The organism is Dyadobacter subterraneus (assembly GCF_015221875.1).
Classification (GTDB): Bacteria; Bacteroidota; Bacteroidia; order Cytophagales; family Spirosomataceae; genus Dyadobacter; species Dyadobacter subterraneus.
Genome location: NZ_JACYGY010000002.1, coordinates 386811 through 399675, shown reverse-complemented (window position 1 = coordinate 399675; position 12865 = coordinate 386811). Strand labels below are relative to the sequence as shown.

The following is a 12865-nucleotide window of genomic DNA, read 5'->3' as shown; positions in this document are numbered from 1 at the left end:
GTAGTTTAATTACGCTAAAGAAACAAAGAACATGGGAAAATTGACCAAAAAGCAAAAAGACGCTCTTTCGAAATACGACGCAACCCAGGCTTATACCTTGGAACAAGCAGCGGAGGTCCTAAAGACGATTTCTTATACTAAATTTGATTCATCTGTTGATATCGACGTTCGTTTAGGCGTTGATCCTCGTAAAGCTGATCAAATGGTACGTGGCGTGGTAACATTGCCACACGGAACCGGAAAGGAAGTACGTGTATTGGTTTTGTGTACTCCTGATAAGGAAGCTGAAGCGAAAGAAGCAGGAGCAGATTTCGTTGGTCTTGACGAGTTTATCACAAAGATAGAACAAGGCTGGACTGACATCGACGTGATCATCACAATGCCTAGTGTAATGGCAAAAGTGGGTAAGTTAGGTAAAGTATTGGGTCCTCGTGGTCTTATGCCAAACCCTAAATCAGGTACAGTTACACCAGATGTAGCTAAAGCTGTGAAAGAAGTTAAAGCTGGTAAAATTGATTTCAAGGTTGACAAATCTGGAATTATTCATACAAGCGTAGGAAAGGTTTCTTTTGGACCAGACCAACTTGCACAGAACGCGACTGAGGTTATCAACACCTTGATCCGCCTTAAGCCATCTTCGGCAAAAGGTACTTACGTAAAAAGCATTCACTTATCTTCTACGATGAGCCCGGGTGTGACTATTGACAAAAACACGATTCCAGGATTATAATATGACACGGGAAGAGAAAGCAGTAATTATTGACGAGCTAAGTCAGAAATTCTCGAACACGCCATACTTCTATATCACCAGTGCTGCAGGAATGACTGTAAGTGAGGTTAACGTTCTAAGAAGCCTTTGCTTCGAACGTGGTATTGAGTACCGTGTTGTAAAGAATACACTGATTAAGAAAGCATTAGAAACACTAGATACGGATTATTCTTCTTTCGACACAGTTTTGAAAGGTTTTTCCGGTGTAATGTTTCACCCGGAGTCAGGTAAAGTTCCTGCACAGCTGATTAAAGAATTCAAGAAAAAAGCAGGTAGTGACAAGCTTAAATTTAAAGGAGCTTCTGTTGATTCATCTGTTTTTGTTGGTGAAAGCCAGCTTGACGTTCTGATCGCTCTTAAATCTAAACAAGAGATGGTTGGAGAGATTATCGGTCTGTTGCAATCTCCTGCCAAAAACGTTATCTCGGCTCTTTCGAGCGGTGGAAACAAATTGGCTGGTATTCTTAAGACTTTATCTGAGAAAGAAGACTAATTTATTGAATATCTGCCCGGTTGAGCTCCTCGGGTCAGAGTTAATATTGAGCTCAAAAATTCATCTATTTGTATAATCACAAAATCAAAAATAAAAATGGCAGATTTGAAAGCTTTCGCGGAACAGCTTGTTAACCTAACGGTTAAAGAAGTGAACGAATTGGCTGCAATTCTTAAAGACGAATATGGTATCGAACCAGCTGCTGCAGGTGCAGTTGTTGTTGCAGGTCCAGCTGGTGGCGGTGACGCTCCGGTAGTTGAAGAGAAAACGTCTTTTGATGTAATTTTGAAAGCAGCAGGTGCTAGTAAACTAGCTGTTGTGAAATTGGTTAAAGACCTTACAGGTCTTGGACTTAAAGAAGCAAAAGAACTTGTTGACGGTGCACCGAAACCAGTTAAAGAAGGAGTTGCTAAAGACGAAGCAGAAGCTTTGAAAAAACAACTTGAAGAAGCTGGTGCTGAAGTTGAAGTGAAGTAATTTGCTTTATACCAATCATCAATAAAATCTTGGGAACAAGGCCTGACATTCGTCAGGTCTTTTCCTATTTTGCATATAGACCAAACAATTTACACTTCTTTTCGTTTGGTATATATGGCCGAAGATAAAATTCCATTTTCGGTAAACTAATTCTCCTTCCGGATAATTGGCCTGAAACACTTCTTTACTCGTAGAAAAGAAGCAAAGGGGTCGCTATCCTTTTTATCTACGAGGCAAACGATTAAGGTTTTAAACTAATTAGTACGATTGCGTGTTGTAAAAAGTTACACCGTCGCTTTGTTTTCGTTCTACTAACCCAAAATCAGACATAGCCTTGGCTACAATTAAAGCAACTCCCAGAAAAAATTTCTCCAGGATTAATCAGATTATTGATTATCCGGATCTGTTGGGAATCCAGGTACAATCATTCCGGGATTTCTTCAGTCTTGATACATCAGTAGAAGATCGTTCTGATGAAGGATTGTACAAAGTTTTCGCTGAGAACTTTCCTATTGCAGATTCACGCGACAACTTCGTGCTTGAATTTATTGATTATTTATTAGAGCCGCCAAAGTATTCTGTCGATGAATCTATCGATCGTGGGTTAACTTATGCCGTTCCATTAAAAGCAAAATTACGTTTGATATGTAATGATGCTGATCATGAAGAATTTGAAACCATTGAGCAAGAGGTATTTTTAGGAAATATCCCTTACATGACCGATCGCGGTTCATTTGTAATCAATGGTGCTGAACGTGTTATTGTTTCTCAGTTACACCGTTCGCCAGGTGTGTTCTTCTCTATGAGCAAGCACACAAATGGTTCTAAATTATATTCTGCACGTATTATTCCGTTTAAGGGTTCATGGATTGAATTCTCAACTGACGTGAATAATGTCATGTATGCTTATATTGACCGTAAGAAGAAATTCCCGGTTACTACGCTTTTAAGAGCCATCGGTTTTGGTTCTGATAAGGATATCCTTGATCTCTTCGGACTTTCTGAAGAAATCGGAGCGACACCTACAAACTTGAAAAAAGCTGTTGGCCGTCGTTTGGCTGCGAGAGTTCTTCGCACCTGGACAGAAGATTTCGTGGATGAAGATACCGGTGAGGTAGTTTCTATCCAGCGTAACGAAGTATTGTTAGAGCGTGATTCAACAATCACTCCTGATGATATCGAAGTTATCGTGGAATCTGGCCAGAAGTCAGTGATCCTTCATAAAGAAGACATGAATGTTGCGGATTATAATATCATTTATAATACGCTGCAAAAAGATAGCTCAAACTCCGACAAGGAAGCTGTTGAGCAAATTTACCGCCAGCTTCGTAACGCAGAAGCACCGGATGAACAAACGGCAAGAGATGTAATCCAAAGCTTGTTCTTCAGTGATAAACGTTATGACCTTGGTGATGTTGGACGTTACCGTATCAACAAAAAATTAGGTTCTGACACAAGTCTTGACGTTCGCGTTCTGACAACTGGTGATATCGTTTCAATCGTTAAGTATTTGATCGGTCTTATTAATGCGAAAGCAGTTGTCGATGATATTGACCACTTGTCAAACCGTCGTGTTCGTACAGTTGGAGAACAACTTTATGCACAGTTCGGTGTAGGTTTGGCTCGTATGGCTCGTACCATCAAAGAACGTATGAACGTACGTGATAATGAAGATTTCAAGCCTGTTGATTTGATCAACGCGCGTACGCTTTCTTCTGTTATTAACTCTTTCTTTGGAACCAACCAGTTGTCACAATTCATGGATCAAACGAATCCATTGGCTGAGATTACCCACAAAAGACGTATGTCTGCGCTGGGGCCTGGTGGTCTTTCCCGTGAAAGAGCAGGTTTTGAGGTTCGTGACGTTCACTACACGCACTACGGTCGTCTGTGTACAATCGAAACGCCTGAAGGCCCAAACATTGGTTTGATTTCATCTCTTTGCGTATTTGCCAAGGTTAACGGAATGGGTTTCATTGAAACTCCTTACCGTGTGATCGACAGCGGCGGAAAGCTGACGAACGAACTTATCTATATGACTGCCGAAGAAGAAGATTCTAAATACATCGCTCAGGCTAACGCCTCGGTTGATGCAGAAGGAAACTTTACGGTAGATAAAATCAAGACGCGTTTTGAAGGTGACTTCCCGATGGTTGATCCATCGCAGGCATCTTACATGGACGTTGCAGCTAATCAGATTGTATCGGTTGCAGCTTCTCTTATTCCTTTCCTTGAACACGATGATGCCAACCGTGCTTTGATGGGATCGAACATGCAGCGTCAGGGTGTTCCATTGTTGCGCCCACAAGCGCCAATCGTTGGAACTGGCCTTGAAAAGCGTGTTGCGATGGATTCACGTGCATTGGTAGTAGCTGAGGGTGACGGTGTAATTGAATATGTAGATGCAACTAAAATCGTTGTTCGCTACGAAAGAACTCCGGAAGAACAACTTGTTAGCTTTATTGAAGACAGCGTTTCTTACGATCTTGTTAAATTCCGTCGTACTAACCAGGATACTTGTTTAAACCTTCAGCCTATGGTTCTTAAAGGACAGCGGGTTTCTAAAGGTGAAGCACTTTGCCAGGGTTATGGTACAGAAGGTGGAGAACTTGCATTAGGCCGTAACCTTTTGGTGGCGTTCATGCCTTGGCAGGGATATAACTTTGAGGATGCGATTGTAATCTCTGAGAAAGTGGTTCGTGATGATATCTTTACTTCTATTCACATTGAAGAATTTGAACTGGAAGTTCGTGATACGAAACGCGGAGAAGAAGAACTTACTGCTGAGATTCCTAACGTAAGCGAGGAAACTGTTAAAAATCTTGACGAAAACGGTATTGTACAAGTTGGTACAGAAGTAAAAGAAGGAGATATTTTAATTGGTAAGATCACTCCAAAAGGAGAATCAGATCCTACTCCGGAAGAAAAGCTTCTTCGTGCGATCTTTGGTGATAAAGCCGGTGATGTGAAGGATGCTTCGAAAAAAGCACCACCTTCTATGAAAGGTGTGGTTATCGATACTAAACTTTTCTCTCGTCCAACGAAAGAAGAGCGTGCTAAGCACAAAGACGAGCTTAAATTGCTTATGAAGAAATACGGTCGTGATTTGACTTCACTTCGCGGACGTATCATTGAAAAACTGGTTGCTTTGGTTGATGGTAAAACTAGCCAGGGTGTTAAGCATAAGTTTGGTGATGAGTTGATCAGCAAAGGAATGAAGTTCAACGTGAGAAATATCTCTGAGAACTTGTTCCCTGCAAACAACCCATACCGTGACGAAAGCCAGTACGCAGTGGTTGAGGAAGTAAACTTGATCGGTGATGTATTGACAGATTCATGGACTGAAGATGCGCATACAAACCGCCAGGTTTCTCTTGCATTGAAGAATTATCTTAACGCTCGCAGCGAATTGATGGGTCGTTTCAAACGTGACCGTTTTGCGCTTGAAGTTGGAGATGAACTTCCTGCTGGTATCGTTAAACTTGCAAAAGTATATATCGCTAAGAAACGTAAATTGAAAGTTGGAGATAAAATGGCGGGTCGTCACGGTAACAAAGGGGTTGTTGCCCGTATTGTACGTGATGAAGACATGCCATTCCTTGAAGACGGAACACCAATGAACATCGTGTTGAACCCACTTGGGGTACCTTCACGTATGAACATTGGTCAGATATACGAAACAATTCTTGCATGGGCAGGTCTTAAACTTGGTCGTCGCTATGCTACTCCGATCTTCGATGGAGCTACGGAAGCAGAAGTTGCGGCTGAATTGAAAGAAGCTGGTTTGCCGGATTGGGGGCGTACTTATCTATACAACGGACTTAGCGGAGAGCGTTTTGATCAGCCGATTACAGTTGGACTTATGTACATGATGAAACTGGGTCACTTGGTTGATGATAAAATGCACGCTCGTTCGATTGGGCCATACTCGCTTATTACACAACAGCCGTTGGGTGGTAAAGCACAGTTTGGAGGTCAGCGTTTTGGAGAAATGGAAGTGTGGGCACTTGAAGCATTCGGTGCATCTCACATTCTTCAGGAAATCCTTACCGTGAAATCGGATGACGTTGTAGGCCGTGCCAAGGCATACGAAGCTATCGTGAAGGGTGAAAATCTTCCGAAACCAAATATTCCGGAGTCATTCAATGTACTTGTTCACGAACTTCGTGGATTGGCATTGGAAATTACGCTGGACTAATTTTAGTCGTAAGCAGAGCGGCAGAAATGCTGCTCTGCTTAGAAATGCAATACAAATTGAGTTTCGACTAACAGACAAACGACTCTTTAATTATGTCTTTCAAAAAGAACAAAAAACTAAATAGTGATTTTTCCAGAATGACAATCAGTCTGGCATCACCTGAATCGATACTGGAAAGTTCATTCGGTGAAGTAACCCAGCCTGAAACTATCAACTACCGGACTTATAAGCCGGAAATGGGTGGTTTGTTCTGTGAGCGTATTTTCGGTCCTGTGAAGGATTGGGAATGTCATTGTGGAAAATACAAACGTATCCGTTATAAAGGTATCATCTGTGACCGTTGCGGTGTGGAAGTTACTGAGAAAAAGGTACGTCGTGAGCGTATGGGACACATTGAGCTTGTGGTTCCTGTTGCACACATCTGGTACTTCCGTAGCTTACCGAACAAAATCGGTTATTTGCTGGGATTGTCTACCAAAAAACTGGATCAGATCATTTACTACGAGCGATATGCCGTAGTTCAGGCTGGTGTTAAAGAAGAAGATGGCGTTAGCTACCTTGACTTCCTTACAGAAGACGAATATCTTGACATCATCGACAAACTTCCTCGTGAAAACCAATTGCTTCCTGACACGGATCCAAATAAGTTTATCGCGAAAATGGGTGCTGATGCGCTTGAAATGCTTTTGAACCGTATCAAACTGGATGAGCTTTCATACGAACTTCGTCACCAGGCTGCAACTGATACTTCTCAGCAACGTAAAGCGGAAGCGCTTAAACGTCTGAAAGTTGTTGAAGCTTTCCGTGATGCGAACACACGTGTTGAAAACCGCCCTGAATGGATGGTGATCAAAATGGTTCCGGTAATTCCACCAGAACTTCGTCCGCTTGTACCTCTTGATGGTGGTCGTTTTGCGACTTCTGACTTAAATGACTTGTATCGTCGCGTTATCATTCGTAACAACCGTCTGAAACGTTTGATCGAGATCAAAGCGCCTGAGGTTATCTTGCGTAACGAAAAACGTATGTTGCAGGAAGCGGTAGATTCGCTTTTTGATAACAGCCGTAAAGTGAACGCGGTACGTTCCGAAGGGAACCGTGCTTTGAAATCGCTATCTGATATGCTTAAAGGTAAGCAAGGACGTTTCCGTCAAAACTTACTTGGTAAGCGTGTCGATTATTCTGGTCGTTCTGTAATTGTAGTAGGACCAGAATTGAAACTGCACGAGTGTGGTTTGCCGAAAGATATGGCTGCTGAATTATTCAAGCCGTTTATCATTCGCAAGCTTATCGAGCGCGGAATCGTTAAAACTGTAAAATCAGCTAAGAAAATCGTAGATCGTAAAGATCCTGTGATTTGGGATATTTTGGAAAACGTTTTGAAAGGACACCCTGTTCTTCTAAACCGTGCTCCAACGCTTCACCGTTTGGGTATCCAGGCTTTCCAACCTAAGCTGATCGAAGGAAAAGCAATCCAGTTGCACCCATTAGTGTGTACTGCATTCAACGCTGACTTTGACGGTGACCAGATGGCAGTTCACGTGCCATTGGGTCAGGAAGCCGTTTTGGAAGCTTCAATGTTGATGCTTTCTTCTCATAACATTCTTAACCCTGCGAATGGTGCACCGATTACGGTACCGTCACAAGACATGGTTTTGGGTCTGTATTATGTAACAAAAGGTCGTATCAGTACTCCTGAGTATCCGATCATGGGCGAAGGAATGACTTTCTACGGTCCGGATGAAGTTATCATCGCGATTAACGAAGGCAAACTTTCTAAGCATGCTAACATCAAATGCCGTCTGCGTGTACGTAATGACGATGGAACATTTGAAATTAAATTAGTCGACACAGTTGCCGGTCGTATCCTGTTCAACCAGGCGGTTCCAGCTGAGGTAGGTTATATTAATGAGCTGCTTACCAAGAAAAAATTGCAGCAGATCATTGGTTTGGTATTCAAACTTGCGGGTGTTGCACGTACAGCGCAATTCCTGGATGAAATCAAAGAACTCGGTTTCCAAATGGCCTTTAAAGGTGGTTTGTCAATGGGGCTTAATGATGTAATGGTACCGGACGAAAAAGTTAAACTGATCGAGCAGGCGAAAATAGACGTTGAAAACGTTTGGAGTAACTACTTGATGGGTCTTATCACTGAAAACGAACGTTACAACCAGGTTATCGATATCTGGACACGTGTTAACTCACGTATCACAGAAACGTTGATGAAGCAATTGGAAACGGATCAGGGTGGATTTAACTCCATCTATATGATGATGCACTCAGGTGCGCGTGGTTCCCGTGAACAAATTCGTCAGTTGGGTGGAATGAGGGGTCTTATGGCTAAACCTCAGAAAAACATGGCTGGTGGTGCAGGTGAAATTATTGAAAACCCGATTCTTTCTAACTTTAAAGAAGGTCTTGACGTTTTGGAATACTTTATCTCAACACACGGTGCACGTAAAGGTCTTGCGGATACAGCCTTGAAAACAGCGGATGCAGGTTACCTGACCCGTCGTTTGCATGACGTAGCGCAGGATGTTGTAGTTGTTGAAAATGATTGCGGTTCTCTTCGTGGTATTGCGATCTCAGCTTTGAAAGACAACGAAGATATCGTTGAACCTCTATCTGAGCGTATCCTTGGACGCGTAAGTGTTCATGATGTTTTTGATCCTTTGTCAGGAGAAATTATCCTTACATCTGGTCAGGAAATCACAGAAGAAATTGCTTCTTATATTGATGAAACAAGTATCGAAAGCGTAGAAATCCGCTCTGTACTGACTTGCGAAACACGTAATGGTGTTTGTGCGAAATGTTACGGACGTTCTCTTGCTTCGGCTTACATGGTTAACATCGGTGAAGCTGTGGGTGTAATTGCATCGCAGTCAATTGGTGAGCCAGGTACACAGCTTACGCTTCGTACATTCCACGTGGGTGGTACGGCATCCAACATTTCTGTTGATGCCAACATCAAAGCGAAGTTTGACGGAACAATTCAATTTGAAGAACTTCGTCTTGTTGATTCAGTAAATAATGAAGGAGATCCAATTACAGTGGTAATGGGCCGTTCAGGTGAGGTGAAAATCGTTAACCTTGAAACGGGTCAGTTGCTAATCTCTAACAACGTGCCTTACGGTGCTCAGCTCCTTGTAAAAGATGGCGACAAAGTAACGAAAGGACAGGAGCTATGTACCTGGGATCCATATCACGCAGTAATCCTTTCTGAATTCACTGGTACCGTTTCATTCGATGCTATTGAAGAAGGAATTACATACCGTGAAGAATTTGATGAGCAAACAGGTTTCCAGGAATCAGTTATTATTGAAACACGTGATAAAACCAAAAACCCTGCATTAGTGGTAAAAGGTAAGAGCACGTTGTTAAAGGACCAAACTGAAAAAGGATATAACTTACCAGTTGGAGCTCGTTTGGTTGTTAAGAATGGTTCGCCGATTAAAGCGGGTCAGCCTTTGGCAAAAATCCCACGTGTTGTTGGAAAAACACGCGATATTACGGGAGGTTTGCCACGTGTAACGGAATTATTCGAAGCACGTAACCCATCAAACCCTGCAACGGTTTCTGAAATCGATGGTGTTGTATCATATGGTGGTGTTAAACGTGGTAACCGCGAGATTCATATCGAATCAAGAGATGGTACACAACGCCGCTACATGGTTGCTCTTTCGAAACACATTCTTGTACAGGATGGTGACTTCGTAAAAGCAGGTGATCCGTTATCTGACGGAGCGATCACACCAGCAGATATCTTATCTATCAAAGGACCAACAGCAGTTCAGGAATATCTTGTGAATGAAATTCAGGAGGTATATCGTCTGCAAGGTGTGAAGATCAATGATAAGCATATCGAGTGTATCGTACGCCAGATGATGCAGAAAGTAGAAATACTTGACGCAGGTGATACTAACTTCCTTGAAATGCAAGCAGTTGACCGCGTTGTATTCCGTGAAGAAAATGATAAAATACTTGACATGAAAGTGGTTGAAGATGCTGGTAGCTCGGAAACGCTTAAACCAGGTATGATCATTTCAGTACGTCGTTTACGTGATGAAAATTCAAGCTTGAAACGTCGTGACCTTAAACTGGTTGCTGCGCGTGATGCACAGGCTGCTGTGGCGAAACCTACTTTGATGGGTATCACACAAGCTTCATTAGGTACTGAAAGCTTTGTTTCTGCGGCTTCGTTCCAGGAAACAACCAAAGTACTTTCAGAAGCTGCGGTACGTGGAAAACGTGACGAATTGAAAGGTTTGAAAGAAAACGTAATCGTAGGTCACTTAATCCCGGCCGGTACTGGTATGCGTAAATATGTTGACATCATCGTTGGATCGAAAGAAGAATACGATGCATTGGCTGAATCACGCGAAAAACAGTCACGTAAAAAACGTGAATTGGTATAGTAGGATTTAGTTTAAGATAAAAAGAGTCGGTTCTGCACAAGCGGAACCGACTCTTTGTTTTTAGATGCTGTATAATTTTAGTAATTTTCACTTTCTAAACAATGTGAATAACCTGTTGCAAAATATATCCGGCACCCAATCACTACCGAAAACTTAACGATGGAAGACAACAAAGAAAACGAGCAGCAAATTAATGTAGAACTTTCGGAGGAAATGGCCGAAGGAGTTTACTCCAATCTTGCTATGATCGCGCATTCCAACAGCGAATTTATACTGGATTTTATTCGTCTGATGCCAGGCGTTCCCCGTGCAAAAGTGAAAGCGCGCATCATTATCACACCTGAACATGCAAAACGTTTGGTAGCCGCTCTAAAAGATAATATCGAAAAATACGAGGACCAGTACGGTCCGATTCAGAGCAATCACGATACCGATCCGACTTTTAACTTTCCAATCAGCTTCGGAGGCCCGGGCGGAGAAGCGTAATAGCAATAAAGTTTACTTATTAAATCCTGCTGCACGATACTATGGCAGCAGGATTTTTTGTTATTAAGTAACCCAAAAATTAAAGTTCGAAATTGTTCATATTGAAATATTCGAAGAAACAGGAAATCGTTTTAGTGATTTTGCGGATATTGCAGTCAAATTGTAAAATACCATTTATGAATACGCGTAGCACACATTTTCTTCTTGTTATATTGATAAGTTTTGTGATTTTTTCTTGTAAACAGGAAAAAAAAACAGAGACAGCCGCTGTTCAAAAAATACCTGTGGCCGTTACTGCAAAGAGCAGATTTAATATAGGAGATTCGATTGGAATCGGTTTCACACAGCCAGTCTCGACATTTTCTGTAAGATGGAATGGGATAGAAGTTAATGGAGCGAGACAAATACCAGATACTGTATTTGTCAAAGCTGAATCGGAAAAAACCGGTTGGAAACAACTTATTGTAAGTGGTACTACGAAATCCAAAGAGGCATTTACCGATACTTTATCAGTTGAACTGGTGTCTGACATTATACCAAAAGAAATGTCTTACAGCGTCTTGTCTTCTTACCCGCATCAAAAAACGAGTTTTACCGAGGGACTTGAATTTTATAAGGGTGAATTGTATGAAAGTACCGGAGAAAACGGAAAATCTCTTTTGTTAAAAATTGACTTAAAAACTGGTGCTACCATAAAATCGGTACCTCTGGCAGATCAATATTTTGGAGAAGGCTTGACGATTGTTAACGATAAGATTTACCAGTTAACCTGGACTACCGGTGTGGGTTTCCGTTACAATATGGATTTTACTCTGGACAAAACATTCACTTATTACACCCAGGGCTGGGGCATGACGCATCATGATTCGACAATTATCATGGGTGACGGATCAAATAAACTTTACTTTTTCAACACGGAATTCCAGAAAACGGGTGAAGTTGAAATTTATGATAACAAAGGTCCGGTTATAAAAATTAATGAACTGGAATATGTGGACGGATATATATTTGCAAATATTTGGGAAACAGACCGGATTATCCAGATTGACCCGGAAACTGGAAAAGTAGTGGCAACAATGGATATGAAGAAAATTATCCCAGCGGAAGTTGACCAAACCGGATCTAGCGTTTTGAATGGTATCGCACATCAGCCTATGGAAAATGCTTTTTATATAACCGGTAAAAACTGGCCAACTTTATTCAAAATTCGTGTTTCAGGAGCTGTTCAGAAAAACAAAAAAACACTGGCTTCAAAAAATTAAAATAATAGTTGAGGTGTCAATTCATGATAACCTTCTTTCAATTTTCCGGTACGAAATAGATTTACGAATTCGTGCGCTCTTCTGGTAGGTTCAGGTAAACGGTAATTCCCGGCGCAACGAATAGCAATATCCAGACTATCATTTAAGCTCATTCGATTTCCTGGTGAAATGAAAACCGGATTGGTTTTAAATTTGGATCTTAAAGCATATCCGATTACTTCTTCTTTGTTCATTATTGGCCGGTAATCACCTTTCTGAATACCAGGTTCATGCCATTTACCAAATAAAATATTTTTGGCACATCCCATCGTAACAGTACCAGTCAAAGCACCGAAATGAGCGGCAATTCCCATGCGTCTTGGATGGGCAATTCCATGTCCGTCAATCATGAAAACATCCGGCTTGACGGGTATTTGCTGTAAAGCCTGAACCAACGCGGGCACTTCTCTAAAAGCCAGAAATCCTGGTACATAAGGAAAACTGGTTTTACTCTCTACCATGGAATAAGCAATCGGCTGCAAATCAGAATAGCGAAGAATTACGATTCCCGCGAAAATAATTTCGCTGAATCTGTTCAGAGAAATATCAGCTCCGGCAATGGTTGTGATCGGAGATATAAGCGGGTCGAGATTTATTTTATCACGCAATTCATTTTGAATCTCTTTCGCTTCGGCCAGATTTAGGTCGTCATAATGTGTGGTATTTTCATTCATACTTTTAAATTTTCATTACGACATTAATGCTTTGTTAACCAATTTTTAAGTA

8 protein-coding genes are annotated in these 12865 nt (G+C 41.6%); 7 read left to right on the top strand and 1 reads right to left on the bottom strand.

What is annotated here, in order from left to right; translation table 11 throughout:
• The first annotated feature begins 31 nt into the window (after positions 1-31).
• The 7 genes from rplA to IEE83_RS26965 all read left to right on the top strand — a co-directional run bounded on the left by rplA (position 32) and on the right by IEE83_RS26965 (position 12100).
• On the top strand, positions 32-730 hold the full coding sequence (gene rplA, locus IEE83_RS26995; RefSeq protein WP_194123884.1) for a 50S ribosomal protein L1: 699 nt from the start codon (positions 32-34) through the stop codon (positions 728-730).
• A 1-nt stretch (position 731) separates the two neighbouring features.
• Complete coding sequence (gene rplJ, locus IEE83_RS26990; protein WP_194123883.1) at positions 732-1262, top strand: 50S ribosomal protein L10; 531 nt, start codon at positions 732-734, stop codon at positions 1260-1262.
• Between the two features lie 96 nt (positions 1263-1358).
• Positions 1359-1739 carry a 50S ribosomal protein L7/L12 gene (gene rplL, locus IEE83_RS26985; RefSeq protein WP_137340928.1) on the top strand — a complete coding sequence of 127 codons (381 nt, stop codon included), beginning with the start codon at positions 1359-1361 and terminating at the stop codon, positions 1737-1739.
• A 334-nt stretch (positions 1740-2073) separates the two neighbouring features.
• Complete coding sequence (gene rpoB, locus IEE83_RS26980) at positions 2074-5937, top strand: DNA-directed RNA polymerase subunit beta (protein WP_194123882.1); 3864 nt, start codon at positions 2074-2076, stop codon at positions 5935-5937.
• Positions 5938-6029: 92 nt separating this feature from the next.
• Positions 6030-10352 carry a DNA-directed RNA polymerase subunit beta' gene (rpoC, locus tag IEE83_RS26975; protein ID WP_194123881.1) on the top strand — a complete coding sequence of 1441 codons (4323 nt, stop codon included), beginning with the start codon at positions 6030-6032 and terminating at the stop codon, positions 10350-10352.
• A 159-nt stretch (positions 10353-10511) separates the two neighbouring features.
• Positions 10512-10838 carry a DUF3467 domain-containing protein gene (locus IEE83_RS26970; RefSeq protein WP_194123880.1) on the top strand — a complete coding sequence of 109 codons (327 nt, stop codon included), beginning with the start codon at positions 10512-10514 and terminating at the stop codon, positions 10836-10838.
• 176 nt (positions 10839-11014) lie between these two features.
• Entirely contained in the window at positions 11015-12100 is a 1086-nt protein-coding gene (locus IEE83_RS26965) for a glutaminyl-peptide cyclotransferase (protein ID WP_194123879.1), read from the top strand.
• Here the strand turns inward: IEE83_RS26965 and nfi are convergent.
• A complete protein-coding gene (nfi, locus tag IEE83_RS26960) occupies positions 12097-12813 on the bottom strand; it encodes a deoxyribonuclease V (protein WP_194123878.1) in 717 nt (238 codons plus the stop codon). The genes IEE83_RS26965 and nfi overlap by 4 nt on opposite strands.
• Positions 12814-12865: the final 52 nt, after the last annotated feature.